The following is a 26,576-nucleotide window of genomic DNA, read 5'->3' on the forward strand; positions in this document are numbered from 1 at the left end:
GAGTTGCCTACGCGTCACAGACACAGTCGTACCGGGTTTCACCCTCGGACGAAGGCAGAACCCGAAGACTGATCACAACCTCACACAGGCCCTAGTGCTGTGACCGAATAGGTTCGCCGGGTTGGATCACGCGGCGAGGGAGGGTCTACCGCCCCAGCGGATTCCTTTCTCGCTGCGGATGCGGGCGCGTTCTCGGCGTTGGGCTGCAAGGACGGCGGGGTGACGGGCGTTGGCGTTGCGCCAGCGCAGGTAGCGGTGCAGTGCGCGGGTCTGGACGGTGTGGTTCGGGTGGTTCGAGTTGGCGAGTGTGAACTGTCGCAGAAGTCCGAAGTGCGCCTCGATCGGGTTCGCCCAGGAGGTGTAGGTCGGGGTGAAGCACAGGTGGACGTTGTTGTTCCCCGCCCAACGGTGGATCTTCCTGCCATTGTGGGCGGAGAGGTTGTCCAAGATCACGTAGACCGGGGCCCCGTCCGGACGGACGGCGCGGATGGATCTCAGGGCGGCGAGGGTGTTGGCGATGCCTTTACGGCGGTGGTTGACGCCCCAGAGGGTGTCGTCGCCGAGTGAGTAGCAGCCGTGGAAGTAGGTGACGCCGTGGGTGCGCGTGTAGGGCGACGGACGTGGGCCGGACTTCCGTCGACGCCCCGCACGACGCCGTCCTCGTCCCGGACGAAGCCGAACTTGGTGGCGACGAAGGCCTGCTCCCGGCGGCCGGAGAGTGCCGTGGCGAGCAGCTTCTCGTCGCCTCCGCAGGCGTACATGTCCGCGGTGTCGAACATGGTGAAGCCCAGTTCCAGGGCCCGCCTGATCGTGGCGACGGCCTCGCCCTCGTCACCGGGGCCGTAGAACTCACTCATCCCCATGCAGCCGAGTCCCAGGCCGCCCACCTTCGGCCCGCCCGGGCCCAGGGTGCGGGCACGCATGATCATTCCTCCTGTTTCGGTCGATACCGGATTCGATCGCAGCGGGCCCGGGGCAACCGCCGCGGACGCGGGCCTGCCGGTAGGCCGGTAGGCCCGCGCCTGGTGCCGGTTCAGGTGAGCTGGCCGGTCGGCATGATGGTGACCTGCTGGAGGTTCACCCGCGGCGGCAGCGAGGCCAGGAAGCCGATGGTCTCGGCGACGTCCTGCGCGGTGAGCCACTCCATGGTCTCCTTCGAGCCGGCCAGCCAGTCCCGCGCGCCCTCGTCGGTGACATGGCTCTGCAGCTCGGTGCCGACGATGCCCGGCTCGATCGCGGCCACCCGCACGTTCTTCGGGCCCAGCTCCGTGCGCAGATGGCGGGAGAAGTGGGTGACGTACGCCTTCGTGGCGGAGTAGACGGCGAAGTTGGGGAAGATGTTCTGCGCCGCGATCGACGAGGTGTTGACCAGGTCGGCCACGCCGCGCTCCCCGGCCGCCCGCACCAGCTGCGGGACGAACGCGCCGGTGACGTTCATCAGGCCGGCGATGTTCAGGTCGATCTGGTGCTGCCACTGGTCGGTCGCCAGCTCCTCGACGGGGGCGGGCAGCATGACGCCGGCGTTGTTGAACAGCAGGTCCGCGCCGCCGAGTTCGGTCTCGACCCGGTCGGCCGCCGCCTGGACGGCCGCCTTGTCGGTCACGTCGGCGGCGATGGCCACGGCGCTGCCGCCGTTCCTCTCGATCCGGGCGACCAGCTCACCGAGCCGCTCGGCCCGGCGGGCCAGCACGACGACGCGGGCCCCGAGTTCGGCCAGCCTCTCGGCGGATGCCTCGCCGATGCCGCTGGAGGCTCCGGTGACGACGGCGACGCGGCCCTGAAGTGCCTTGGCGTTGCTCTGCGTTGACATGGTGCGGGTACCTTCCGGACGAAGTGGACGAAGTACGGGTTCGTGCCGTCGGGTCGTCCCGGGCACAGCTCAAGCACACCAGTCCGCCTCCCCCGGCGGGGCGCCACAACAGGCCCTGGCCAGGCAGGTACTGGCAGGGCCACCCCGGGGCTCCCCGGCGGGACACCGCCGATCCACACTGGGACCATGGACCGCAGCAAGGAGATCGCCGGCTTCCTCCGCAGCCGTCGCGCCGCGATCGGGCCGGACCGGGCCGGGCTCCCCGCCGACGGGCGGGTGCGCCGCGTCCCGGGCCTGCGCCGGGACGAAGTCGCCCGTCTGGCCGGGGTCAGCACCGAGTACTACACCCGCCTGGAACAAGGGCGCGCCCGCAACCCCTCCGCCGAGGTCGTCGCGGCCCTGGCCCAGGCCCTGCGGCTCGACGCGTCCGAGCGCGAGCACCTCACCGACCTGCTGCTGCCCGACCCGCAGGCGGCGCGCCGCACCCCGAACCGGCCCCAGCGGGTCCGGCCCGGCCTGTACCTGATGCTGGAGACGCTGAGCCGGGTGCCGGCGTTCATCCTCGGTCGCCGCACCGACGTGCTGGCCGCCAACCACCTCGCCAGGGCCGTCCTCACCGACTTCGAAGCCCTGCCCGCCACCCGGCGCAACCTCGCCCGCTACTACCTCCTGGACCCGCAGGCCCGCGAACGCGTCGGCGACTGGGAACGGATCGCCGCGGAGACGGTGGCCGTCCTGCGGCTGGAGGCCGGCCGCTACCCGGGCGACCGCCGGCTCGCCGACCTGGTCGGAGAACTCACCCTTGGCTGCCCCGAGTTCTCCAGGTGGTGGAACGACCACAAGGTGCTGCGCCGTACCCACGGCGCCAAGCACTACGTCCACCAGGTCGCGGGCGAACTCCACTTCTCCTACGAGTCGTTCCAGGTCACCGGCGACAGCGAGCAGACCCTGTGCGTCTACAACGTGGAACCCGGCTCCGACACCGCCCGGGCACTCCGGCTCCTGAGCGACTGGACCGCGCCCGAGCTCGCCGCCCCGTCCACCGGCTGAGGTGACCGCCGGCGGGCAGGGGCGTCCCACCGCCGTGGCTCCCTCCCGGGAGGGAGGCGCGGCCCCGCCCCGGCGGGATCCGCGGGGCTCGCCTCCCCGGTTGACTCGGGGCATCGACGACCGGGGAGGCAACCATGCCGCGCAAGCGAATCGGACGACTACTGGCTCAGGCCGGGGTGGCGGTCCTGCTGGCCGGTGCGGCCGCGGTGCCCGCCGCGGCCGCACCGGGGACGGGGCCGGCCGACATCCGGGCGGCCGTCGAGGCGGTGCCGGGCCTGCGCGTCGTGGAGGAGAAGCCGGCCGCGCCCGGGTTCCGGTTCTTCGTCCTGACCCTGCACCAGCCCGCCGACCACCAGCACCCGGAGAAGGGCGGCTTCGAGCAGCGCCTCACCCTCCTGCACCGGGGCACCGACCGGCCCACCGTCCTGTTCACCAGCGGCTACACCGTCCCCACCGCGCAGTTCCGCTCGGAGCCCACCGAGCTGCTGGACGCCAACCAGGTGAGCACCGAGCAGAGGTTCTTCGGCGCCTCCCGGCCCGAGCCCGCGGACTGGACCGACCTCGACGTCCGGCAGGCCGCGGCCGACCACCACCACGTGGTCGAGGCCCTGCGCCAGGTCTACCGGGCGGCCTGGATCTCCACCGGCGGCAGCAAGGGCGGCATGACCACCGTCTACCACCGCCGCTTCTACCCGCAGGACGTGGCCGGCTCGGTCGCCTACTCCGCGCCGAACAACGTCGACGACCACGAGGACTCCGCCTACCTCGACTTCCTGCGCACCGTCGGCACCCCCGGATGCCGTGACGCCCTCCAGGCCGCGCAGCGGGCCCTGCTGGAGCGCCGCACCGCCCTGGTCGCCAGGTACCAGGCCTGGGCGGACTCCCGGGGCGACGGCTTCCAACTGGTCGGCAGCGCCGACAAGGCCTTCGAGATCGCCGTGCTGCGGGCCCCGTTCATGTTCTGGCAGGGGCGCGGCCAGGGCGCCTGCCCGGCCGTACCGGCTCCGGACGCCACCGACGACGCGCTGTACACCTGGCTCTCCGACGTCGCCCAACTCCCGGTCTACGCCGACTCGGTGGCGAACCAGTTCGTCCCGTACTTCTACCAGCTGGGCACCCAGCTGGGGTACTTCCCGGTCGAGACGGCCCACCTGGCCGACCTGCTCCGACACCCCGGCGCCACCGAGCCGCGCACCTTCGTCCCCCGCGACATCCCGCTGCGCTACCGGCCGCAGGCGATGCGCGACGTGGACCGCTGGGTCCGCACCCGCGGCGACCGGCTGATGTTCGTCAACGGCGCCGCCGACCCGTCCGTGGCCGAGCCGTTCCGGCTGGGACAGGGCACCCGGGACTCCTACCTGTACCAGGTGCCGGGCGGCACCCACGCGGCACGCATCGCCCAACTGCCCGCCGCCGACGCCGCGGCGGCGACTGCCACCCTGCGCCGCTGGGCGACGGGGTAGCGCCCGGGAGTGGCGCCCGGTGCGAGGCGGGCCCGGTGTCCGATTCGTTCAAGACCGGGCGGGTGGGGGCGCCTAGCGTGGCGGGCATGGACAGCACATCTGCACCGCGGTTCGCCTTCGTCGGGTTGGCCGTTTCGGACATGGCGGCCTCGGTCGCCTTCTACCGGCGGCTGGGGGTGGGGTTCCCCGAGGGGGTCGAGGGGGAGCCGCACGTCGAGGGCGGGTTGCCGGGCGGGCCGCTTCTGGTGCTCGACAGCGAGGCCACCATCCGGTCGTTCCACCCCGGCCGGCGGCCGCCGAGTGGCGGTACGCGGGCCGCGCTGGCGTTCCGCTGCGCGGGTCCCGCACAGGTGGACGCGCTGTACGAGGAGCTGACGGGCGCCGGGCACCACGGGGAACTGGAGCCGTGGGACGCCTTCTGGGGGCAGCGGTACGCCGTGGTGCACGATCCGGACGGCAACGGGGTGGACCTGCTCGCTCCGCTGTAGCGCTAGAGGAGCAGCGCGGTGACCGGCATGCCCGCCAACTCGCGTACGTCACGGGCCAGGTGGGACTGGTCCGCGTAGCCGGTCCGAGCCGCCGTGTCGGCGAGCGGGACGCCGGAGCGGGCGAGCGCGAGGGCGCGCCGCATGCGCAGGATCCGGGCGAGGGTCTTGGGACCGTAGCCGAAGGCGGACAGCGAGCGGCGGTGGAGTTGGCGCGCGCCGAGGCCGACCGTCTCGGCCGTCGCGGCTACGGACCGTCCGGCGGCGAGGGAGGCGGCCACCGCGCGGATCACCGGGTCCTCGGGCTGCGCCTCGGCGGCCAGGCGCAGGGCCAGTGCCTCCAGTGCGGCGGCCGGATCGGGGGCCGCGTCGATGCGTCCGGTGAGCTGCCGGACCTCGGCGGCGGGCCGCAGGTCGGCCAACTCGACGCGGCGGTCCCGTAGTTCGTGCGCCGGGACACCGAGCAGGGCGGGGGCGGCGCCGGGGCGGAAGCGTACGCCGGCCCACGGGCCGTGCAGTCCGGGGCCGGGGTGGAAGGCGCGGGTGTCCGGTCCGGCGACCAGCAGCCGCCCCTCCGTCCACAGCAGGTCCATGCAGCCGTCGGGCAGGACGGGCCCGGCCTGGGCGGAGTCCGTACGCTCGGCGCCGGTACGCACGAGGGCCCGCTTCGTCCAGACGGCCGCGCCGGGTAGCCGGGACGCGCGCTCCCGGTACTCGGAGGGGATGGAGGACATGACGCGAGGCTACGCCCCGCAGGACGGGGGCGTGGACGCCGACGGCCCCGGCCGCACGAGGCGACCGGGGCCGGACGGGACGGACGGGCCGTGAGGGCCGGGCTCAGCCGACCGGCTCGGCCGTGGGCTCCGCCGGCACCCCGGCCTCCGCGGCGGCGGTCTTCCGCCCGTCGCGCATCAGCACCAGGGTGAGCGCCGCGGCCGCGACGACCGCGATACCGCCCACCGTGAAGGTGGTGGAGGTGGCGGTGTTGAACGCCTCCCGGGCGGCGGCGACCAGTCCGCCGTCCCCGGTGGAGCCGGCCACCGCGAGGGCGCCGGTGATGTCGTGGCGGGCGGCGTCGGGGGCGGCGTCGGGCATCGCGCCGGTGTAGGTGCTGGAGAGCACGGTGCCGAGGATGGCCACGCCGAGCGCCGCGCCGGACTGCTGGATGGTGTCGTTGAGCGCGGAGCCGACGCCGGCGTGCTCGCTGGGGATGGCGCCCATCAGGGCGTTGGCGGCGGCCGGCATGCCGAGGCCGGAGCCGATGCCGAGCACCAGCATGGCCATGGCGACCTTGGTGAAGCCGTCGCCCACCGAGAGGGTGGCCAGCAGGCCGAAGCCGCCCGCGATGATCAGCATGCCGATCGAGGTGAGCACCCGCGCCGGGACCTTCTTGCCGAGCACCGCGCCGAGCGCGTTGAACACCAGCGAGGCGATGGCCAGCGGGATGAAGGCGAGGCCGGTGTCGGTGGGCGAGAACTCCAGCACGAACTGGAGGTACTGGGTGAGGACCAGCATCAGTCCGCCGGTGGCGAAGGTCAGCAGGACGAGCGAGAAGCTGGCCCCGGTGAAGACCCGGTTGCGGAAGAGCTTGATCGGGACCATCGGAGAGTCGGTGCGGACCTGCCGGACGGCGAAGCCGGCCAGCGAGGCCACCGCGAGCAGCAGCGCGCCGAGGGTGCTGGCGCTGGTGAAGCCGTCCCGGGGCAGCACGATGATCGACCAGACCAGCGCCGTCATGCCGACCATCGACAGCACCATGCCCGGCAGGTCGGGGCGGCGCCACGGTCCCTTGGACTCCGGCATCAGCAGCATCGCGGCGACGATGGCGACCGCCGCGATCGGCACGTTGAGCAGGAAGACCGCGCCCCACCAGAAGTGCGCGATCAGCGCGCCGCCCAGTACCGGGCCACCGACCAGGCCGATCATGGCCACCGCGCTCCAGGCGGCGATCGCCTTCGGGCGCTCCTCGTCGTCGAAGACGGTGATCAGGATGGAGAGCGTGCTCGGCATGACCAGCGCGCCGCCGACGCCCATCAGGACGCGCCCGGCGATCAGCTCACCGGGGCTGCCGGCGTACGCGGCGACCAGTGAGGCGGCGCCGAACAGCACCAGTCCGACGATCATCACCTTCCGCCGTCCGAAGCGGTCGGAGAGGCTGCCCGAGGTGAGCAGCAGGCCGGCGAAGACCAGGATGTACGAGTCGATGATCCACTGGATGTCCTGCGCCCCGGCCTTGAGGTCCTCCGCGATCGGCGGGATGGACACCGTGAGCACCATGTTGTCGATCACCAGCACCAGGCTGCTGAGGCAGAGCACGACCAGGATGAGCCAGCGCTGCGGATGCCGTTCCACGGCGTTTCCCCCTTCGGACTTCGGATTCGGTGCGGGGCACACCGCCCTCCGTCCCCAGGGGAACGGTGTGCGCCGCTCCGAACACTGTACGGACACCGCACACTGTTCGCAACGCCGTACGCCGTTCGATCTCCGCACAGCGTTCGCCCCGCCGTACACTGTTCGCATCAGCCTGTGGCGCTGTGCCGGACCGGCCCCGGTCCGGACGACTGGTGAGGAGAGCCCGATGACGGCCAAATCAGAGGACGGAACGACCCCCGGCATCCCCACGCCGTGGAACCGCCCGCAGCGACGGCGGGAACAGCCCGCCCTCAGCCGCGAGCAGATCGTCTCCGAGGCCTTCGCCCTGCTGGACTCGGACGGCATCGAGGCGCTGAGCATGCGCAAGCTCGCCGCCCGTCTGAACGCCGGCGCGACCTCGCTGTACACCCACGTCGCCAACAAGGACGAGCTGCTCGCCCTGGTCGTCGACCAGATCTTCGGCAGCCTCCCGCAGCCCGACGCCGAGGGCTGCGAGGCGCCCGACGTCTGGCGTGCGAAGGTCATGGAGCTGGCCGAGGGCATGCGCGCGGCCATCATGCGCCACCCGTGGATGGTCTCGGTGATCGGCGACGTCGGGATGATCTACCTCGGACCCAACTGGATGCGGCTCTCCGAGACCTTCCTGACCGTGATGGAGACGGCCGGCTTCGACACCGGCGAGGCCAACGACGCGATGAGCGCGGTGATGGGCTACACCATCGGGACCGCCTGCGTGGAGGCCTCCTGGGTGCACGCGCTGGCCCGCAGCGGCCAGGACGAGCAGGAGTGGATGAACCGGCTCCTGCCCGCCGTCATCGAGGCCACCAAGGAGTTCCCGCGACTGCACCGGCTGTACACCACCGAGGTGCCGGACGAGATCGCCGCGGGCCGGGACAACGGCTTCGCCCGCGGGGTCAACGTCATCCTGGACGGGGTCGAGGCGTCCCTGGCCGCCCGGCGCCGGGGCTGAGCGGCCCCGCCCGGCCCCCGACGGCACCCGCGCAACTCCCGCTCAACTCCCGCTGAGCGCCTGCACGTCCGCGTAGCCCGGCACCGGCCCGACCGGCTCGCCCGCCGCGACGGCCGCCGCCGTGGCCAGCGCCGCCGCCAGCGCCGCTCGGTACAGCAGCGAGCCCAGGCTGACCCGGGCCACCCCGAGCGCGGCCAGCTCGGCGAGGCCCGGGCCGCCCGGCGTCCAGAGGACGTTGAGCGGGGCGGCGACCGCGCCGACCAGTCGGCCGATGACCGCCGGATCGGCCGGCCCGGGGACGAACACGCCGTCCGCGCCCGCCTGCTGGTAGGCGTCCAGGCGCCGGAGCGTCTCCGCTTCGGGGTCGTCCTGGTCGCACCAGTAGGTGTCGGTGCGGGCGTTCACGAACAGCTCCGGTACGGCCGCCTTCACCGCCGCGATCTTCGCGGCGTGACGGGCGGGCGCGGTCAGCGTGCCGTCCGCCCGGCCGTCCTCCAGGTTGATGCCGACCGCTCCCGCGCTGGCCAACTCCGCGGCCAGCTCGGCGACTTCGTCCGGGTCGTCGCTGAACCCGGACTCCACGTCGACGCTGAGCAGGAAACCGCCGCGTCCGAGCCGGCGCGCCAGCCGTACGGTCTCCGCACGGGTGGCGGAGGCGCCGTCGGGCAGGCCGGCGACGGCCGCCACGCCCAGGCTGGTGGTGCCGATCGCGGGGTGGCCCTGGGCGGCGAGGGCGACGGCCGAGGCGTGGTCCCAGGCGTTGGGGAGCAGCAGCGGGTGGCCGGGGCGGTGGTGCAGGGCGGCGAAGGGGGTCATCGGGTCGTCTCCCTCGGCTCGTTCGCGAGGGCTCCGGTCGCGCCGAGCGGGCCGGCGGTCGTGCCCGCGGGGCTTCCGGTCGTGCCCGTCCGGCCTCCGGTCGGGTTCGCCGCGCTGCCGGCCGGTCCGGCCGCGCCCCCGGACGGGTCGGCCAGGTGCCCGACGGAGTCCGCGTAGTAGTACCCGGCCTCGGAGACGTGGCAGACGATCTGCCGGAAGCTCCAGCCCGTCCCCGGCGAGTCGTCCAGCCGCTCGTCCGGCAGCGCGGCGACCCGCCGGGACCAGATCCCGGCCAGCCGGGTCAGCCGGCTGCGGGCCTCGTCCAGGTCGGCGGTGGTGAACGGGGCGAGGTCGGCCGGGGTGGTGATGCCGGAGGCGTGCCAGCGGTCCGGCTCGGTCGGTTCGCCGACCAGCCGGGCCTCCAACTCGGCCAGGTGGTCGAGGAGATGGTCGGTGATCCGGCGAACCGCCTTGTGCGGCGTGTAGGTTCGGCCGTCGCCGTTGACGACCGGGCGGCCGTCCCAGACCGTCCAGCCGGCCGCCTGCGCGAGCACGTGGCCGACCATCTCCGGTACCAGGGCGGCGAGTTCGGCCTTCCCGAGGTCCAGAGCCGGAGGCGTTTCGGTGTCCGCGGGATCGGAGGCGCCGTACTGGATGCCCTCGGCGATGGCCAGGGCCTGCGAGCGGCCCGGGCAGCTCCGGGGCGGGGCTCCGAAGGTGAGCGCGACGCCCTCCGGCGCGCCGGCCTGGGCGGCCGCGACGTCCAGCAGGACCATCGTCCCGGCCGGTACCGCGACCCCGCCGACCTCGGTCGGCCGGGCGGCGAGCCGCCGCATCGTCCGGACCGGCGGGTCCGAGCGCAGCACACCGGCCGGCCCGTCGCCGTTCCGGCGGGCGGCCTCGACCAGCGCGGCGGTGGCGTCGCAGGCCTGGACGAGCAGGCCGATCCGGTTCGCGGCCGTCTCCTCGTCCCCGTCCCCCATCGCGGGCAGCAGCCGGGCCACCGCCGCGTCCGCCGCCGTCACGTCCGCCGAAGGGTCCGCCGCCGGGTCGTCCGACATGTCGGCGAAGTACGCCCGGGACACCGCCGCGACATCCCGGGCCACGGCCTCCGGGTCGGCCAGGCCGAGCTCCGCCGCGAGCACCCGGACCACCCGCAGCCGCACGTCGGGCTCGAAGCCCCCGGCGGCGGCCACCCGCAGCCGGGCCGGGTCCAGCCGCTCCAGGTCGGCCAGCACCAGCGCCCGGCGCCGGGCGTGCGCCTCGCCGGAGCTGAACCGGGCGACGGCGGACCGCAGCCAGGCCACCGTGCCGGGGGCGGCGCCGGGCGCGAGGGGCGCGGCGGGCAGCGGGACCAGCGCCGGGTCGGCCAGGGCCGCCGTCACGTCCTCGTAGCGGGAGAAGGTCATGGTCGCGGGGTCGGAGACCACCGTGGTTTCGCTCATGCCGTCATCGTGGCCCCGGGTCGTTTCGGCGCCGGCCGAACCGTGCCGGGGCCACCCTGGAGGCATGTCTCCGGCTCCGCTCCCCCACGCGGCCCCTCACCTGTCCCCTGCCCCGTCCCCTGAACCGTCCCCGAGCCCCGACCATGGAGGCATGACGCTCGCCGCCCTCGCCGCCCTGCTCGCCGACCCCACCCGCGCCGCCTTCTGCACCGCGCTGCTCGACGGCCGCGCCTGGACCGCCGGCGAGCTGGCCCGGCACGCGAGCGTGGCGCCGTCCACGGCCAGCGAGCACCTGTCCCGGCTGATCGCGGGCGGGCTGCTGGCCGAGGAGCGGCAGGGCCGGCACCGGTACGTCCGGCTGGCCACGCCCACGGTGGCCACGCTGATCGAGGACCTCACCGTCTTCGCCGAGTCCGGCTCCGGCCACGCGACCGCACCCCGCAACCTCGGCGAGGCCACCCGGCTGAGCGCCGAGGCCCGCGCCCGTACCTGCTACGACCACCTGGCCGGGCGCCTCGGCGTGGCCGTGTCGGACGCGCTGCTCGCCCGGGGCCTGGTCACCGAGGAGGGCGGGCTGGCCGTCACCGGGCGCGGCCGGGACTGGCTGGCCGCGCAGGCGATCGAGCTGCCGCCGCGCGCGGGCCGTCGGGGCGGACGCCCGGTGGTGCGCGGCTGCCTGGACTGGACGGAGCGCCGCACCCACCTGGGCGGGGCGCTGGGCGCGGCGCTCTGCCGGGCCGCGCTGGACCGTGCCTGGGTGGAGCGGATCGGCTCCGGCCGGGCCCTGCGGGTCACCCCGGACGGCGGCCGGGCGCTGCGCGATCTCCTGGGCGTGGAGCTGCCTTGACCGTCGTCCGGGCGGCCGAGAGCTGCCCGGCCGGCCGACCACCACCGGAGCCCGCTCAGCCCATCGACTTCGCCCCGTCCAGCGACTCCCGGATGATGTCCGCGTGCCCGGCGTGCTGCGCGGTCTCGGCGATCAGGTGCAGCAGCACCCGCCGGACCGACCAGGCCGTGCCCGGCGGGAACCAGGGCGCGGGCGGCAGCTCGTGGGCGAGGTCGAGGTCGGGCAGGGTCCGGATCAGCTCGTCCGTCCCACGCGCCACCCGCTCGTACTCGGCGAGCAGCCCGGCCAGCGTGTCGCCCTCCACCATCCGGAACTGGGCCGCCCAGGTGTCCGCGTTGTCGGGGCCGTGCTCCCCGTTCCGGCCCCGCATCGCCTCCGCGCCGCCGGTCATGAACCGCGCCCAGCGCGCCTCGACCGCCGCCACGTGCTTGAGCAGGCCGCCGAGGCACAACTCGCTGACCGTGGTGCGCTCGGCCGCCTGCGCGTCGGTGAGGTCCCGGGCGGTGCGCCGCAGCAGGTCGCGGTGCTTGTCCAGCGTCTCGACGAGTTCCTCGCGCTCACCCACGGCCCACCCCGGTCCGTCGCCCCGCAGGCCACCGTCCCGCAGCCCGTCCTCCCACACCCCACCGCCCCATCAGACGTCCACCGTCTTCGGCGGCTCGCCGACCGTCCGCCCGAGGTCGATCAGCCCGAAGGCCGCACCCTGCGGGTCGCCGACCGCCGCGAACCGGCCGAACGGGCTGTCCATCGGCCCGACGTACACCTTGCCGCCGCGCGCCGTCAGTCGCTCGATCGCGGCGTCGGTGTCGTCCACCGCGAAGTAGACGCTGATGTACGAGGGGGCCTGCGGCGGCAGGAAGTCGCCCTCCGCTCCCATCCGGCCCAGCACCGGCCGGTCGCCGACCTGGAACATCCGGTAGTCGAACTCCTCGGAGTCCATCCTCGTCACGCCGTACGGGAACACCGCCGGGAAGAAGGCGTCCGCCTCGGCCGGTTCGCGGGTCACCAGTTCGGCCCAGCTGTACGCGCCGGGCTCGCCCTGCTTCTCGAAGCCCTCGTGCCGCCCGGCCTCCCAGACGCCGAACACCACCCCGGCCGGGTCCTTGGCGATCACCATCGTGCCGAAGTCGCCGATCTGCATCGGCCCCATGACCACCTCGCCGCCGTTGGCGCGGATCCGCGCCGCGGTGGCTCCGGCGTCCGGCGAGGCCAGGTACAGGCACCAGGAGGACTGGGCCTCCACGCCGGGCATCGGCGGCACGACCGCGGCGACCGCCTTGCCGTCCGAGTACGCCTGGGTGTAGCTGCCGAACTCCGACGAGCTCTCGCCGAAGGTCCAGCCGAGCACGTCGCCGTAGAAGGCCTTCGCGCCCTCCACGTCGGTGAACATCGCGTCGGCCCAACAGGGTGTGCCCTCAGGTAGCGCAGCCATCTCTCTGCCCTCGTGTGTCGCGAAGTGCGCGCGCCGGAGGGCGCACGCCGACCCCCGGTTCGCCAGCCTAGCCACGGGGCGGCGCACCCGCGCGGCCTGAACTCCGCGCGGGTGCGCCGCCCCGGTGGCGGGCTTCAGCGGCTCACGGGCTTCAGCGGCTCACCGGTGTCACGGGCGCGGCGTGCCCGTCCCCGCACGCGGCGAGGGCGCGCCCAGGCGCAGCGAGGACGTGCCCAGCCCGGTCGGCCCGAGCGGCACCGCGGGCGCCGGCACCGCCGTGGAAGGCGTGGAAGCCGTGCGAGCCGTCGGCGCCTCGGCCGCGGCCGCCGTGGCCGCCCGCCGGAGCTGCGAGGCCTCCGCCAGGTCCCGCTCGGCGCCGAAGTGCCGCTCCAGGTCGGCCGTGCCGTAGCGGAGACAGCCCTCGTGCCAGTTCAGGATCCCCGCGAGCCAGTTCTCCAGCTCCTCCACGTACCCGTCGAGCATTTCCCTGGCCGCCTGCGTCAGCCCGAAGTCCTCGTACACGACCGGGAGTTCCTTCTGCGCGACGTGCTGGAACTGGTCCAGCCGCGAGTGCATCAGGTCGTCGACGATCCGGACCGCCGACTCGTAGTCGCAGTTGAAGAAGTTCTGCACCACCAGGACGACGTTGTGCAGCTCGCCCTCGTACTCGACCTCCTTCTGGTACGAGAAGAGGTCGTTCATCATGCACGCGTAGTCCATCGCGGAGTTCTCCAGCGCGCGCATCGAGCCGTGGTCGTACACCTCCTGCGGGACGGCCTTCCCGTGGCCGAGCCGGGAGAGGCTCGTGGTGAGCTCGGAGCCGAAGGTGGAGCGGCGCATCTCCAGGTAGTCCACCGGGTCCGGGATCCGGTTCTGGATCTGGTTGGTCAGCTCCCAGATCCAGCTGTCCAGCATGGTCTCGACCGCCACCCGGAACCGGCCCCGGGCCTCGACGGTCATCGGACCGGCGGTGCGCTCCCAGAGGTCGGCGAGGCTGCGCTCCAGCGCGTTGCCCGGCTCCGCCGCGGGGGTGCCGTCCACCGGCATGAACAGCGACAGCCGCGCGTTGGCGACCTTGGCGCCGGCCAGGTCGCGGGTGTGCCCGAAGGCCCGGGGGTAGTAGTCGTCGGCCCAGGTGCCCCAGGCCAACCAGGCGGAGGCGATGTCGAGTTGGTCGGCCGTGGCGTCCGGGTGGATGCCGGCCGCGCAGAGCGGGAGGTCGTAGTCGCGCATCGACTCGGCGTCCCAGATGCCGGAGGCGGGAACGCCCGGCTCCGCCGCCAGCAGACCCATCCGCTCGGCCCACTCGATCACCCGCTCCCGGGCGCCGTCCAGGTGAGGGCTCAGCCGGAGGTCGTACGGCAGCCTGAACTCGGGCAGCAGGGAGGGGCCGACGGCCCGGTACGGCACGTGGCTGTACGACCGCGCCCGCCGCCGGGCCGGGCCCGCCGCTCCCCGGGCCGCCGACCCCGCGCCCTCCTTCGCGGAGGCGGCCTGGCCTGTCGAGGCCCCCGCGGCCGTGCTGCGCAGGATTTCCAGCGCCGCCGTGCCGATGCCGCCGATCGCGTACTGGTCCCACCAGTTGCCGCCCCCGGACCCGCCCGGCAGCCCGGGCAGACCCTCCGGTGCACCGCCGGAGCCGGGCGCCACTCCGCCCGAACCGCCCGGACCGCCGAAGCCTCCCGAACCCGCCGCCGCGCCACCGCCGTTCATGTACCGGCTGGACCGCAGGTGCCACTCGTGCCCGCCGGACTGCCAGTCCTGGAGGCCCTTGACGTACGCCATCACCCGGGCACGGCCCGCCGGGTCGAGCCCGGTCTCCGCGAACAGCACGGGCAGTTCGGTGAACACGGTGCTCTCGAACTGCTGGAGCCGCGAGGTGAGCAGGTCGTTGACCGCATCGGCGGCCTCCTGGGTGGAACACTCCAGGAACCGCTCCAGCACCAGGATGCCGTTGCTCAGCTCGCCCTCGTCCTCCACCTCCCGCTGGTACGAGAAGATGTCGTTGCGCAGGTGCACCCCGTCGGAGAAGGCGTCCATCAGCACCCGCAGCGCCCGCGAACCCGACACCTCCGCGGGCACCTCGGCACCGGCCGCGTACTCGACCAGCTGCGCGGACCAGGGGGCTCCGCCGACCTTCCGGCGCATCTCGATGTACTCGACCGGGTTGGCCACCCGGCCCTCGTTGATGTTGGCGAGCTCCCACAGCGACTCGTTGAGCAGGTTCCGGGTGCTCTCGGCGAACCGGATGCGCCAGTCCTCGCCCATCACCGGCACGGTGCGCCGCCACAGGTCGGCCAGGCCCGCCTCGACCGGGTTCTCCGGCTCGGGCAGCTCGGCGGCCGGGTCGGCCGGCATGAACAGCGGCAGCCGGTCGAGGTGGGCCTTGCCCGCCTCGCGGTCGTTGGTGCGCTTGTACATGTCGAGGAAGTGGTCGTCGAAGAAGAAGACCCACACGTACCAGTCGGTGACCAGCGACAGCGCCTCGGCGGAGGCGTCGGGATGGGTGTACGCGCAGAGCAGGCCGTAGTCGTGGGCCTCCAGATCGGCCTGATCCCAGATCCCAGAGCCTTCCAGCATCCCCATCTCCCGGGCCCAGCCGGTGGAATGGGACCGCGCCTCCTCCAGATGAGGGTTGAGACGTGCCGGGTGCGGCACGTAGAAGGACGGCAGTTCGAACGGCTGGGTCACGGCTGCAAGCCTTTCTGGACACGTCGAGTGGACCAAGGATGACCCGCCGTCAGCTCACCGCACCGGCACAACAGAAACAGTCATATGAAATGACTCGCTCCACCCACGCAAATCCACTCCCCCGGCCGAGCGCTCCCACACCCCGCGTCCGCCCCTATGCAGCCTGTGCCCGCCCCACACGCCTGACCTGGCCGCCCTCCAGGTAGGCTCCAGCCGTCACTCCTGAGCCTCACCACCCCGCCCGTGTTCCGGGGAATCCCCGTTCATGGAATGACCGTTCATCGGCCCCTCGAACTTCGCGAAGCTTCCGCCAGACTCCTTGGTCGCGCACTCGTCCGCCGATCCAGGCTGAGCGGGCGCGCCACCGTCCTCCCCCAGGAGCTTTTCCCGGATCAACCGGGCGAACTCCGGTCGGCCAACCGCTTTTGTGCATGCGGCCACCCGGTGTGTGTAAACCTTCCGCTCGACGGAATCCTCGGCCAGATCCACGTCGTCCAGTAGTTGCCTCAACGGCCCGATCACGGCCGGCCCCCCGGTCGGACCGTATGGCCCCACCGGCGCGGGCGGACCGGCAGCGGTCCCATCCTCATCGTCGTTCCCATCGTCGTCCGGGAAGGAATCCGCTCCAGGCACCAGGTGTTCGTAGAGCTCGCTCACCGGCTCGTCGTTGGCCGCCGCCGAAAGCTGCGCGAGCGGGCCGATCATGTCAACGGCGTCCCTGACCTTGTCATCGTGACGAGCCAGCCACCACACGACCGCGCTGCCAGGCGACTTCAGGACGTCATCGCCCAGATAAGCCCTCCGATTCTGCTCGAACCGAAGTTCGGACTCCCAAACCTCCTCGGACTTCCGCACTTCGGACAGCTTCCCCAAGCGGTTCCGGTCATCGTCCGAAAGCCTGAGTTCGACCCGACCGCCCATCGCTTCCACCAACCCCAACGGATCACGGCTCGGAATGCCCAGAGTCCCGTTCAGGCGGTGCACCAGAAGGTCAGGCCGGCCCGGGTCCCCGTGCTCGGTCACCTCCTGGGCCCGGGCCAGCACCATCTCGGCGGCGAGCCCGGCGGGATCGGCATGCACCAGCCCGGTTGAGTTCGGAATCGGACGCCACCACACCCTCGCCGAGAAGATGAAGTCGTAGTCCGGCGCACGGCTCGGCAGTGCCACCTCAGCCACGTACGCGTCTTCCCAGGCCCGCTCCGTCAGCTCCGGCTCAGCGGGTGTCCCGGGCTCCACATGCGGCTTCGGATTCCGCGCCGACGCGATCAGGACGGCCAGTACTACGGCCGTCATCGCCGGCATCGACCACAGCCAGGCCGGCCACCTGGACGACACCCCCAGCACCACAGTCACCGCCCCTGCCGCGAGTGCCATCCCGACCAGCGGCAGCTTCCCCGTGCCTGTCATCGTCCGCTCCCCTCGGCCGTCCCGACCAACGGCTCGATTCCCTGTGCTCGGTCGATCGCCTGGCAAAAGCGCGTGGCCACCTCCGTCCGGGGCGGCAGCCCCGGAGCGTCGTCCGACACGGTCGCCCAGTCGTACGCCAACAGGTAGTAGTGACTCAGCGTTTCAATCCCGCCGTCAGCTGCGGCGATCAACAGTTCCGCCAGCCGCTCACCGCCGTCCCGCTCCTGGCGTGCGGCGGACAGCCAGGCTTCAACACCGGTGGCCCAATCCGTCCGCGGTACCAGTTTCAGTACCGATCGCCATCCCCGCACGAAGTCCGGCGTCCGTACCCGCCCGGGTTGGTGTGAGACGAGCGCCAGGAAGATCTGTGCATCCTGCAGCCAAGGCTTCTGCTTTTCCATCCCGTCGCACACCCGACCGAGCAGTCTCAGGTACAGCCTGGTCTCCGAACGAGCAATCTCGAGGAGGGCGCCCAGAGCCTCTGGAGCTCGCCGTGCCATGTGGTGGATCCGGACGAGTGCCTGTTCGGGGTGGCTCGGCGCCATCACCTCCGAACAGACCCGAACCAGGGTCTGGACCGTGGAGGGCTCCAGCTTCTCCTTCGTGACCTGCTCGTAGATCCACCCGCGGAAGTTCGTTCCGTGAAGTTCGTGTGACAGCGCACGTTCCAGGACCACGGTTGCCTCGTCTCGACGTTCAGGGTCCGCGGCCCACGCTCCAGCAAGCCGTTGCAACACGTCGAGATCTCCGACGCGAAGGCTCTGATCGGTGAACCGGCCCACGAACGTGGCCCGGTCCTCCAGGTCCAGGCATCTCCCACGATCGTTGACCGTCTCCGCCACCCATGCCCCGAAGTGTTCTCGAAAGGCCGGGAAGTAGGTCCAGAAGTGATCCCGGACCGCTCCGCCGTACGCCAGCGACGTGAAGCGGATGCGTCCGGCGGGATCCACCTCCACGGACACTTCCGCCAACCGCTCTGCCAGATCGGCACATTCAAACCCCGGCTTTTCGTCAGGGGTGTGCTCAACTTTCCCGAGCAGGGTCTCAGTGCACCGGAAGACCGCATCCGTGGTGGCGGTTCCTTCGAGCATGGCCGCCGCCAGGAGCAGTGCTCGCTTCCGGCCCGTGGCGAGTGCGGCCACAATCCGTGCGGCTTCCTCAGTGCGATTGCTCCACGCAGCGAGCGCTGTGGCGAGCCAACCGCCGATCCCAGCCGCCCTGTCCAGCACCCGGGCTTGGCCAGTCAGAATCGCAAGGCGCTGAATGTCACGCATAGCGAAGTCGGCCAGCTGGTCGAGAAAGCCGAGCTCCCGAAGCTCCATCGGATCGTACGGCACTCCCTCGACATCGAGATGCCGACGAAGAACCGCCAACTCACGGGGCCTTCCGATCTGTTTCACCACCGTGCGCAGCTGCGGCGGAACCAGTTCGTCCTTCAGCGAGGGAAGCGCAACGGCAAGCCTGGCTTTACTGTTCTCCGTCCGCCCCCAGAACTCGCTCAACAGTTCAGCCGCTTTGGGGTAGGCATCCTCCGCAAGTGCGGAAAGATCGAGCAGGCAGAAGTCGTCCGCCGCCAGGCCGGGGTAGTCTTCCCGCTCACCGGAAAAGGGGATTTCAACCACCCGTCCCCTGCCGTCCGCAACCCAGTGCAGCGCCATCACAGCAGCCGTTCGGCGTCCGCATCCCGGCGGCCCGTCGACCAACACGACCCTGCCCGACTCGGCGAGGTCGGCCTTCAGGTCCCCGAACCCGCTCGGCGGAACGAACCTGGCGCCGAGCCGGCGGCGCTGGTCCAAGGCCACCGACCTCGGATCCGATGGGGGCCTTCTCCCCCATGGTGATTCACTGCCGAGGAAGATGTTCTGGGCGCCATTTCCGGTGTGGGTTGGACCGAACGCCTCTCCGATACGGGTCCCGCCCGAGGAGTCGCTCACCGACGCCGGCCCTCGCGGTCGCCGCGAGGACCGAAGTTGTTGTTGACAGTGCCGCGTTCGACGTAGTTGCTGCCGTCGCCGTGGAACTCGACGCCACCGTTTCGAATCGTGTTGTGCTGCGTGCCGTTCCCGGTGTGGACGGGACCGCTCGCGTTGTTGATGAACGTCCCCACGTCGCGTCCCACGTTGCCGATCCCGCCGCTCTGGTCGTGCCGGTAGTCCCCGGCCTGCACCACGCTGCCGTTCACCCGGCCGATCTCGTTGTGGGTCTCCGCCGCGCCCGCCGCCCTGGCGATCTGCCGCTCCGCCTCCGCGAGCCGGGGGATCGCCTCGGCCAGGTCGTCGCCGAGACGTCGCAGGCAGCTCTCGGCGTCGCGGTTGGAGTACCGGCGGTACTGGCAGTCGGCCAGCTCGGCGATCTCCGGCGGGAGGAGCCGTCGGTCGAGCCGTGTCGTGCTGCCGACGAGCACCGGAACCACCCGGGCTCCGCTCTCGAAGGCCTCGATGATCTCCCGCCTGGTCCAGTCCTCTGGGTCGTCCAGCGCACGTCGGCCGTCCGCCGTACGGGCGTCGGCCCAGCCCGGACCGATGACCGCGATGAGCACGCTGCTGCGGCGGACGGCGGTCAGCAGTTCCCGGGGGAAGGAGCGGCCGATCTTGATGGACTTGCTGGCGCGGAACACCCGCTCGGTTCCGAACCGCCGGGAGAGCTCGCGCTCGATGACGGTGGCGGCGGTGTCCTCGTCGCTGGTGCGGTAGTTGACGAAGATGTCGGGCATGACGGAATCACCTCTCCAGGTGAGTTAGTGAGGGAGGGATGGCGTGGCGGCCCGGGGACGGGCCGGGGCTCGGACGGTCTACGGGTGCAGTGCCCGGGCGAGCAGGGGCTGGAGGTCCTGCACGGGTCGGCTGGCCCGGAACCGGTGCAGCTCGCGGGCGAGACTGCGGACGTCCGATCGGATGGTGGCCGACCGCAGGGCCGGGATCAGGGGCAGGAGCTCCGCGGCGAGTGCGCAAGCATGCTCCGGTTCGCCCGCGGCCGCGTGGGCGAGGGCGCGCCGGATGCCGTACCGGGCACGGCTGCGGACGGCGTGCGCCGGGATCCTCGGATACTCGTGGTCCAGCACCTCGGCGGCCTGGCCCGGGCGGCCGAGGTCGTACAGGCACCAGCCGGTGACCATGGCGGCCGGGTCGGCCAGGTGGGTGGTGCCGAGGAGGGGGGCACCGCCGTTCTCGGCGTCGGCCCTGGCCAACAGTTTGCGGGCTCTGTCGAGGCTCCGCAGACAGGCGGTGTGGTCGCCGGTGAGAGCGTGGCCCTGCGCTTCCCGCTGTGCCGCGAGGCCGCGGATCCGTGGCGGCAGGGCGTCGTCCTGCGCCGGTTCGACCAGTTGTACGGTCCGGGTCCCGTCGCCCGCGTAGAAGGTGACCAGGGCGCGTCGGACCAGCGCGTACGACGCCAGGTCGCGGTCTCCGCCGGCCTGTGCGAGTTCGACGGCCCGAGCGGTCCACCACAGCGCCGAAGCGTTGTCGTCCGCCTCCTGCGCCATCCAGCCCGTGTACTCCGCGTACCGCGCGGCCAGCACGAGCAGTCGGCCCCGGTTCACCGGGTCGGTCCGGTCGGCGAGTTCGCGCAGGGTGTGGGTCTGGACGGTGAGCAGCGGGATCAGCGTGCCGGGGTCGCCGGACTGGCCGAGCTGCCGCATCTGGTCGAATTGGGCCCGGAAGATCTCCACCGGGGCGGACTCCGTGACGGCGGTCGCCGAGGCCGCCGTCGGCAGGGGCGCTCCGAGGCCGCCGCCGAGCAGAGAGGTGGCCCCGACGGCAAGCAGTTGCCGCCGTCCGAGGGATCCTGGCCGACCTGAGTCCTCACGGTCTCCCCCGAGCGGCGGCTCCCTTTTGTCACGGGTGCCGTTCCGGGTGGGGCCGCCGGACTGCGACGGCTCGGCCGCGCCGCGTACGGCCAGCAGCCGCTCCAGCTCGCCACCCGCGTCGAGCTGCACGTCACAGCGGCGGGCCAGCTGGGGTGGGGGCGGCTTGTGGCCGCGTTCGATCTTGCTCAAGTGGCCCTTGCTGTAGCTGAGCAGTTCGGCCAACCGGGTGAGGGTCAGCCCGGCGGCGATCCGGCGTCTCCGCAGCTCCGGCCCGAACTCGCCGGACGACGATCTGGACGCGCTCATGCCAACCCCCATCCTGGATCCGAATGCCCTGGCATCTGCTGCGTGGTGGGCCGGAAGCGGTCACCCCTCGCTTCCGCCTGGAATCTTGGCATGCGATCAAGCCGGCCAAACGGGGATCGGCAGGGTTTCCCGTTTCCTCTTTCCACCTCGAATGGCCATGCGAACAAAACGAGTTGCCGACATGTCCACGCATGGGAACGACACGAATGAATGAACACGCGCCCCGCCGGGGCGGGCCGAGGTCGGCCCGCCCCGGCGGGGCGGAGGCGGCAGCGGAGCGCGGGCGGAGGCCCTGCTCAGGCCGCGAAGGCGAGGACGAGGGAGGCGGCGACGGGCGCCATGTAGACGAGGGGGAAGGGGACGTGGGCGTAGGCGCGGGCGCGGAGGACGGTGACGACGGCGCCGAGGAAGTAGAGGACGATGCCGACCGCGGCCGCGTAGCCGACGGCCGGGACGGCGAGGCCGACCAGCAGACCGAGGGCACCGGCCGCCTTGGCGACGCCGAGCCAGGTCCACCAGGCGCGCGGGACGCCGTATTCGGCGAGGGGCTTCACGACGTACTCGGCGCCGGCGAAGACGGAATAGGCCGAGAAGCCGACCATGAGGGCGCCGAGGACGGTGACGACGGTGTGGGCGACGGACATCGGAGGGCTCCCCATTCGACGGCTGTTCGGTTCGACACTCCCCTGACCCGGGGCGCCCGGCGGGTGTGACAGGCGCGGGCAAAAAATTGTCCGCCTCACCCCGTTGCCCCGCCCGAAAACCGCTCCGCCGACGAACAATGCCGCTCTGACAAGGCCTTGAACAGACAAGACTTCCCCGGATACGGGCGTGTTGACCGCGTACGCCAACGCCGCTTCCACCAGACTGGGCGCCGACCCGACGTCAACTCCGAGGAGGGCAAGCCCATGAACGTCACCGTTCGGCTCGCACAGCAGCCCGAGGCCGACGAGCTGCTCGGACGCAGTGCGCTCGCCGCGCTCGTCGGCATGCTGCTGGACCAGCAGGTCCCGATGGAGTGGGCGTTCACCGGCCCGCTGACCATCGCCCAGCGCCTCGGCCACGACGACCTGGACGCCCACGAGATCGCCACCTACAACCCGGAGGAGTTCGTCGCGCTCCTCTCCGCGAAGCCCGCGGTCCACCGCTACCCGGCCGCGATGGCCAAACGGGTGCAGCAGCTCTGCCAGTTCCTCGTCGCGCAGTACGACGGCGACGCCGCCGCGCTGTGGAAGAACGTCCGCACCGGCAAGGAGCTGCTCAGCCGGCTCAACGCCCTCCCCGGCTTCGGCAAGCAGAAGTCGCAGATCTTCCTGGCCCTGCTCGGCAAGCAGTACGGGGTGCGGCCCGAGGGCTGGCGGGAGGCGGCCGGGGCGTACGGCGAGGAGGGCGCGCACCGCTCGGTGGCCGACATCACCGGCCCCGAATCCCTCGTCCTGGTACGGGAGTTCAAGCAGGAGGCAAAGCGCGCCGCGAAGGAGGCCAAGGCCGCCGCCAAGCCGCGCACCACCACCCGCACGACCGCCGCCCCCGCCCCGTCCGGTGCGCGCTGACCGACGGCCGATCCACCCGCCCGACCGCACCGGGGCCGGGCCTTCCCAGAGCGCGACGCGGGCCCCGGCCGCGCCGCGCGACCGGGGCCCGCGAACGGGAGTGCTCCGTCAGGCCAGGACGGGCTCCCGCTCCTGCGCGCCGGAGCCGGCCACCGGCCCGACCGCCCTGCGCCGCCGCGGCAGCGCGAACATCAGCAGGAACACGGCGAGCAGCACCCCGGTGACCCACCACATGGCGTGTACGAAGGCCCCGCCGAACGCCGTCCCGACCGCCTCCGGCGCGACCACGTCGTCCATCGCCCCGAAGAAGGCCACCGACACCAGGCCCAGCCCGAGCGCGTTGCCGACCTGCTGCACGGTGTTGATCAGCCCGGACGCCGAACCGGCGTGCTCACGCGGCACCTCCGCCAGCACCGCGTCGGTGATCGGCGCGACGATCAGCCCCATCCCCAGGCCCATCACCACCAGCGGCAGCGCCATCTGCCAGGCCGCGATCGCCGTCCCGTACCGGTCCGCCTCCCAGATGTAGACGAGCACGCCCGCCGCCATCACCAGCGCGCCGGTCTGCAGCACCTTCCGCCCGAACCGCGGCACCAGCTTCTGCACCGACAGCCCGGCCGCCGTGGAGACCGCGATCGAGAACGGGATGCCGGTCGCACCGGCCTTGAGCGGGCTCCAGCCCAGCCCGACCTGCATGTAGAGGGTCCAGACCAGGAAGAAGATGCCGAGCGCCACGCCGAAGGCCAGCTGCACGCAGATCCCGGCCGCGAAGGACTTCACCCGGAACAGCGCCAGCTCCACCAGCGGCGAGCCGTCCCGCCGCGTCTTGACCTTCTCGTACACCACGAACAGGACGAACACCGGCAGGCTCCCGGCCATCGACAGGTAGCCCCACAGCGGCCAGCCGGCCTCCCGGCCGTGCGTCAGCGGGTAGATCAGCATCAGCAGGCCGAGGCTGGCCAGCGCCACGCCCACCAGGTCCAGCTTCAGCGCCTGGTCGGCCTTCGACTCGTCGATGAAGCGGCGGCCGAGCAGCAGCCCGGCGATGCCGACCGGCAGGTTGATCAGGAAGATCGGCCGCCAGGCCAGGCCGAACAGGTCCCACTCGGTGAGCAGCGCGCCGATCATCGGACCGGAGACCGCGCCCAGCCCGACCACCGCGCCGAACAGGCCGAACACCTTGCCGCGCTCCTCCGCCGGGAAGGTCGCGTGGATGATCGACAGCACCTGCGGCACCATCAGCGCCGCCGTCCCGCCCTGCAGCAGCCGGGTCGCGACCAGCATCTCCGGGTCGGCCGCCAGCCCGCACAGCGCCGAGGCCAGCGTGAATCCGCCGATCCCGATCAGGAACACCCGCTTGCGGCCGTGGATGTCGCCCAGCCGGCCGCCGGTGATCAGCCCGATCGCGAAGGCCAGCGCGTAGCCGCCGGTGACCCACTGGAGGGTGCTGAAGGAGGCACCGGTGTCCTGCTGGATGCTCGGGATGGCGATGTTGACGATGGTGACGTCCACCAGGTCCATGAAGGAGGCGACCATCACGATCGTCAGCGCGATCCACCTCCGCCGGTCCGCTGCCGCGGTGGTCATTCCGTTGTCCTCTTTCTTCTTCACGTCCGGGACGGTAACGGGGATATAGGTCAGGAGCTGTCCTAGTGGGTCCGGCATCCTGGACGGCATGAGTGACACCCCGGCCCGGCTGCTGAACCTGCTGTCCCTGCTCCAGACCCCGCGCGAGTGGCCCGGCAGCGAACTCGCCGAGCGGCTCGGCGTCAGCACCCGCACCATCCGGCGCGACATCGACCGGCTGCGCGAGCTCGGCTACCCGGTGCGGGCCAGCATGGGCGCGGTCGGCGGCTACCGGCTGGTCGCGGGCACCGCGATGCCCCCGCTGCTGCTGGACGACGACGAGGCGGTGGCCATCGCGGTCGGGCTCCGCGCGGCGGCCGGGCACGCCGTGGTGGGCATCGAGGAGGCCTCGGTCCGGGCGCTCGGCAAGCTGCTCCAGGTGCTGCCGGGCCGGCTGCGGCACCGGGTCGGGACGCTCAACTCCGCGACCATGCCGCTGCTCACCGGGGACGGGCCGACCGTCGACCCGGAGGACCTCACCGTGCTCGCCCGTGCCGTCACCGCCCGGGAGCGGCTGCGCTTCGGCTACCGGGCGTACGACGGCGCCGAGACCAGGCGGCAGGTCGAGCCCGAGCGGCTGGTCTCGGTGGGGCGGCGCTGGTACCTGGTCGGCTACGACCTGGACCGCGCGGACTGGCGGCTCTTCCGGGTCGACCGGGTGAGCGACCCGGCCGCCACCGGCGTCCGGTCCACCCCGCGCCGGCTCCCCGCCGAGGACGCCGCCGCGTACGTGGCGAGCAAGCTGCACCGGCCCTCACCGAGCGGCACCGTGGTCGCCACCGTGCACGCCCCGGCCGAGCGGGTCCGCCACAGCCTCAGGTCGGGTGACTCCGAGGTCGAGCCGATCGACGGGCACAGCTGCCGGCTCCGCTCCCGCTCGGACTCGCTGGAGTGGACGGCGATGCGGCTGCTGTCGCTGGACTGCGCCTTCGAGGTGCACGAGCCGCCGGCGCTGCGCGAGCACCTGCGCGGGCTCGCCGCCCGCGCCCGGCACGCGGCGGGCGCGGAGGGCACGGAGGGCGCGGCGGGCGTGGAGGGCTAGGAAGGCCAGGACGCCGGAACGGCCGTGGGGGTCAGGCCGCCACCCGGAACCAGCCGTCGCCGGACCGGAACCAGAGCACGCCGTCCCGGCCGTACGCGCGCTCCCGGTCGAGGTCCCCCGGGGCGGCCACCCGCTCGCGGCGCACCTCCCGCCAGCCCTTCCGGCTCTCCCGTTCGCACCGGACCAGCTCACCGTCGGGCTGGAGGAACACGGCCCGGTCCCCGGCGATCGCGAAGCCCACCGGCTGCCGGGCCGGCAGCCGCATGACGACCGGCTCGTCCCCGGTGGGGTCGATGCCGGTGAGGTGGCTCCGGTCCCCGTACCAGGCGAGCCAGGCCCGCCGTCCCTCGGTGGCGGCGGCGAGGCCCTCCAGGGGTTCGTCGCCCAGCGCCTTGAGGTCCGGCCGCCAGACGGTCCGCCCGGCGGTGTCCAGTCCGAGCAGGCCGCACCGGCCGAGCGGGTTGTCGCCGTAGTTGCCCTCGTCCCCGAAGGCCAGCCAGATCCGGCCGTCCCGGTCGGTGATCAACGCCTGGACGTCGTCTCCGAGTTGCAGCTCCCGGGCCGGTCGGCCGTCCGCGCCGAACACCTGGCCGTTGTGCTCCCAGCCGTCCGCAGTCTCCTCCGCCCGGCGCCCGGCCAGCAGCACCCGCCCGCCGGGCAGCAGCGCCAGCAGGTCCGGCGAGACCTGGGCCCCGGCGAGCGGCACCCGCCACTCGCCGTGCGGGCCGTGCACCACCACCTCGCCGTCGAACGGCAGCCGGGCGGCCGGCCACGAGCCGACCGGCGCCAGGCACCGCTCCGGTACCAGCAGGACGGCCAGCTGCCCCTGCGGCCCGACCGTCCAGGTCGGGGCCCGGCGGCCCGCCCGGACGTCCTCCTCGGGCAGCCGCCAGACCTCGACCGGACGATCAGGCGTCACCAGTGCTCAGACCCCGTACTCGGCCGTCAGCAGCGCCCGGCCCAGGGTGTGGAAGGTGAGGTTGAAGCCCACCTGGGCGGGCGGGGTGTCGGCGGCGACGTCCAGCTTCTCCACGTCCAGCGCGTGCACCGCGAAGACGTACCGGTGCGGGGCACCGGGCGGCGGGGCGGCGCCGTCGTACCGGTTGCCCGGGAAGTCGTTGCGGCCGTGGAAGGAGGCCTCGCCGGGCAGGCCGGCGTCCGAGGAGCCGGCGCCGCGCGGCAGCCCGGTGGTGTCGGCGGGCAGGTTGAGGGCGAGCCAGTGCCACCAGCCGGAGCCGGTCGGCGCGTCCGGGTCGTAGCAGGTGACCGCGATGCTCCGGGTGCCCTCCGGCAGGCCCGACCAGGCCAGCTGCGGCGAGAGGTTGCCGCCGGCGTGGACGAACTCCTGGCCCAGCGTGCCGCCTTCGGTGAGGTCCTGGCTGCTGAGCTGGAAGGACGGCACCTGCGGCAGGAACTCGTACGGCAGCGGCGGACGAACACTCATGGGGTGGTCAC

Annotated in this window: 24 protein-coding genes and 1 pseudogene; 7 read left to right on the plus strand and 18 right to left on the minus strand. The window is 72.7% G+C overall.

From position 1 onward, the window contains the following. Window positions 1-126 precede the first annotated feature (126 nt). The 3 genes and pseudogenes from ACZ7RU_RS16110 to ACZ7RU_RS16120 all read right to left on the minus strand — a co-directional run. Window positions 127-612 (minus strand): annotated as a pseudogene (locus ACZ7RU_RS16110) (transposase); the annotation flags it as partial. Beyond that, window positions 495-929 carry an aldo/keto reductase gene (locus ACZ7RU_RS16115; protein WP_470341578.1) on the minus strand — a complete coding sequence of 145 codons (435 nt, stop codon included), beginning with the start codon at window positions 927-929 and terminating at the stop codon, window positions 495-497. The pseudogene ACZ7RU_RS16110 and the gene ACZ7RU_RS16115, both read right to left, overlap by 118 nt. A gap of 104 nt (window positions 930-1,033) precedes the next feature. Further along, window positions 1,034-1,810 carry an SDR family oxidoreductase gene (locus tag ACZ7RU_RS16120; RefSeq protein WP_470341579.1) on the minus strand — a complete coding sequence of 259 codons (777 nt, stop codon included), beginning with the start codon at window positions 1,808-1,810 and terminating at the stop codon, window positions 1,034-1,036. Window positions 1,811-1,996: 186 nt separating this feature from the next. On the opposite strand from ACZ7RU_RS16120, the gene ACZ7RU_RS16125 reads away from it, so the two are divergent. The 3 genes from ACZ7RU_RS16125 (at window position 1,997) to ACZ7RU_RS16135 (ending at window position 4,811) form a co-directional block, all read left to right on the plus strand. Continuing rightward, window positions 1,997-2,860 (plus strand): helix-turn-helix domain-containing protein, encoded by an 864-nt coding sequence (locus tag ACZ7RU_RS16125; protein WP_470341580.1) that lies wholly within the window; start codon window positions 1,997-1,999, stop codon window positions 2,858-2,860. Between the two features lie 134 nt (window positions 2,861-2,994). Beyond that, window positions 2,995-4,323, plus strand: a complete 1,329-nt coding sequence (locus tag ACZ7RU_RS16130; protein ID WP_470341581.1) for a S28 family serine protease — start codon at window positions 2,995-2,997, stop codon at window positions 4,321-4,323. Window positions 4,324-4,409: 86 nt separating this feature from the next. After that, a complete protein-coding gene (locus ACZ7RU_RS16135) occupies window positions 4,410-4,811 on the plus strand; it encodes a VOC family protein (protein ID WP_470341582.1) in 402 nt (133 codons plus the stop codon). A 2-nt stretch (window positions 4,812-4,813) separates the two neighbouring features. On the opposite strand, the gene ACZ7RU_RS16140 is transcribed toward ACZ7RU_RS16135, so the two are convergent. After that, on the minus strand, window positions 4,814-5,542 hold the full coding sequence (locus ACZ7RU_RS16140) for a helix-turn-helix domain-containing protein (protein ID WP_470341583.1): 729 nt from the start codon (window positions 5,540-5,542) through the stop codon (window positions 4,814-4,816). A 103-nt stretch (window positions 5,543-5,645) separates the two neighbouring features. Continuing rightward, window positions 5,646-7,160: an MFS transporter gene (locus ACZ7RU_RS16145; RefSeq protein WP_470341584.1), complete on the minus strand. Its 1,515-nt coding sequence runs from the start codon at window positions 7,158-7,160 to the stop codon at window positions 5,646-5,648. 226 nt (window positions 7,161-7,386) lie between these two features. On the opposite strand from ACZ7RU_RS16145, the gene ACZ7RU_RS16150 reads away from it, so the two are divergent. Continuing rightward, the gene (locus ACZ7RU_RS16150; RefSeq protein WP_470341585.1) at window positions 7,387-8,151 is read left to right on the plus strand and encodes a TetR/AcrR family transcriptional regulator; all 765 of its coding nucleotides are present in this window, start codon (window positions 7,387-7,389) and stop codon (window positions 8,149-8,151) included. Between the two features lie 42 nt (window positions 8,152-8,193). On the opposite strand, the gene ACZ7RU_RS16155 is transcribed toward ACZ7RU_RS16150, so the two are convergent. Together ACZ7RU_RS16155 and ACZ7RU_RS16160 are read right to left on the minus strand one after the other, a co-directional pair. After that, a complete protein-coding gene (locus tag ACZ7RU_RS16155) occupies window positions 8,194-8,967 on the minus strand; it encodes an isocitrate lyase/PEP mutase family protein (RefSeq protein WP_470341586.1) in 774 nt (257 codons plus the stop codon). Next, window positions 8,964-10,412 carry a hypothetical protein gene (locus tag ACZ7RU_RS16160; RefSeq protein WP_470341587.1) on the minus strand — a complete coding sequence of 483 codons (1,449 nt, stop codon included), beginning with the start codon at window positions 10,410-10,412 and terminating at the stop codon, window positions 8,964-8,966. Before ACZ7RU_RS16160 ends, ACZ7RU_RS16155 begins: the two co-directional genes overlap by 4 nt. 151 nt (window positions 10,413-10,563) lie before the next feature. Here ACZ7RU_RS16160 and ACZ7RU_RS16165 point away from each other — a divergent pair, with 151 nt between their 5' ends. Next, window positions 10,564-11,259: an ArsR/SmtB family transcription factor gene (locus ACZ7RU_RS16165; protein WP_470341588.1), complete on the plus strand. Its 696-nt coding sequence runs from the start codon at window positions 10,564-10,566 to the stop codon at window positions 11,257-11,259. Between the two features lie 55 nt (window positions 11,260-11,314). Here the strand turns inward: ACZ7RU_RS16165 and ACZ7RU_RS16170 are convergent, their stop codons facing one another. The 8 genes from ACZ7RU_RS16170 to ACZ7RU_RS16205 all read right to left on the minus strand — a co-directional run bounded on the left by ACZ7RU_RS16170 (window position 11,315) and on the right by ACZ7RU_RS16205 (window position 21,544). Beyond that, window positions 11,315-11,824 (minus strand): DinB family protein, encoded by a 510-nt coding sequence (locus ACZ7RU_RS16170; RefSeq protein WP_470341589.1) that lies wholly within the window; start codon window positions 11,822-11,824, stop codon window positions 11,315-11,317. A gap of 69 nt (window positions 11,825-11,893) precedes the next feature. Continuing rightward, complete coding sequence (locus ACZ7RU_RS16175; protein WP_470341590.1) at window positions 11,894-12,691, minus strand: VOC family protein; 798 nt, start codon at window positions 12,689-12,691, stop codon at window positions 11,894-11,896. Window positions 12,692-12,859: 168 nt separating this feature from the next. Further along, on the minus strand, window positions 12,860-15,382 hold the full coding sequence (locus tag ACZ7RU_RS16180; RefSeq protein WP_470341591.1) for a terpene synthase family protein: 2,523 nt from the start codon (window positions 15,380-15,382) through the stop codon (window positions 12,860-12,862). Between the two features lie 216 nt (window positions 15,383-15,598). Beyond that, window positions 15,599-16,789, minus strand: a complete 1,191-nt coding sequence (locus ACZ7RU_RS16185; protein WP_470341592.1) for a hypothetical protein — start codon at window positions 16,787-16,789, stop codon at window positions 15,599-15,601. Beyond that, a complete protein-coding gene (locus ACZ7RU_RS16190; protein ID WP_470341593.1) occupies window positions 16,786-18,585 on the minus strand; it encodes a hypothetical protein in 1,800 nt (599 codons plus the stop codon). Before ACZ7RU_RS16190 ends, ACZ7RU_RS16185 begins: the two co-directional genes overlap by 4 nt. A 134-nt stretch (window positions 18,586-18,719) precedes the next feature. Next, window positions 18,720-19,502: a toll/interleukin-1 receptor domain-containing protein gene (locus ACZ7RU_RS16195; RefSeq protein ID WP_470341594.1), complete on the minus strand. Its 783-nt coding sequence runs from the start codon at window positions 19,500-19,502 to the stop codon at window positions 18,720-18,722. Between the two features lie 78 nt (window positions 19,503-19,580). Beyond that, the gene (locus tag ACZ7RU_RS16200; RefSeq protein ID WP_470341595.1) at window positions 19,581-20,900 is read right to left on the minus strand and encodes a helix-turn-helix domain-containing protein; all 1,320 of its coding nucleotides are present in this window, start codon (window positions 20,898-20,900) and stop codon (window positions 19,581-19,583) included. Between the two features lie 296 nt (window positions 20,901-21,196). Further along, entirely contained in the window at window positions 21,197-21,544 is a 348-nt protein-coding gene (locus ACZ7RU_RS16205; protein ID WP_470341596.1) for a DoxX family protein, read from the minus strand. A gap of 264 nt (window positions 21,545-21,808) precedes the next feature. Here ACZ7RU_RS16205 and ACZ7RU_RS16210 point away from each other — a divergent pair, with 264 nt between their 5' ends. Continuing rightward, on the plus strand, window positions 21,809-22,453 hold the full coding sequence (locus tag ACZ7RU_RS16210) for an HhH-GPD-type base excision DNA repair protein (protein ID WP_470341597.1): 645 nt from the start codon (window positions 21,809-21,811) through the stop codon (window positions 22,451-22,453). Window positions 22,454-22,561: 108 nt separating this feature from the next. On the opposite strand, the gene ACZ7RU_RS16215 is transcribed toward ACZ7RU_RS16210, so the two are convergent. Next, the gene (locus ACZ7RU_RS16215) at window positions 22,562-24,040 is read right to left on the minus strand and encodes an MFS transporter (RefSeq protein WP_470341866.1); all 1,479 of its coding nucleotides are present in this window, start codon (window positions 24,038-24,040) and stop codon (window positions 22,562-22,564) included. An 88-nt stretch (window positions 24,041-24,128) separates the two neighbouring features. Here ACZ7RU_RS16215 and ACZ7RU_RS16220 point away from each other — a divergent pair, with 88 nt between their 5' ends. Next, window positions 24,129-25,121: a helix-turn-helix transcriptional regulator gene (locus ACZ7RU_RS16220; RefSeq protein ID WP_470341598.1), complete on the plus strand. Its 993-nt coding sequence runs from the start codon at window positions 24,129-24,131 to the stop codon at window positions 25,119-25,121. 31 nt (window positions 25,122-25,152) lie between these two features. On the opposite strand, the gene ACZ7RU_RS16225 is transcribed toward ACZ7RU_RS16220, so the two are convergent. Both ACZ7RU_RS16225 and ACZ7RU_RS16230 read right to left on the minus strand, forming a co-directional pair. Then, on the minus strand, window positions 25,153-26,040 hold the full coding sequence (locus tag ACZ7RU_RS16225; protein ID WP_470341599.1) for a hypothetical protein: 888 nt from the start codon (window positions 26,038-26,040) through the stop codon (window positions 25,153-25,155). 6 nt (window positions 26,041-26,046) lie between these two features. Continuing rightward, complete coding sequence (locus ACZ7RU_RS16230) at window positions 26,047-26,565, minus strand: YbhB/YbcL family Raf kinase inhibitor-like protein (RefSeq protein ID WP_470341600.1); 519 nt, start codon at window positions 26,563-26,565, stop codon at window positions 26,047-26,049. Window positions 26,566-26,576: the final 11 nt, after the last annotated feature.

The sequence above is a fragment of the Kitasatospora sp. NPDC114501 genome (genome assembly GCF_055633695.1).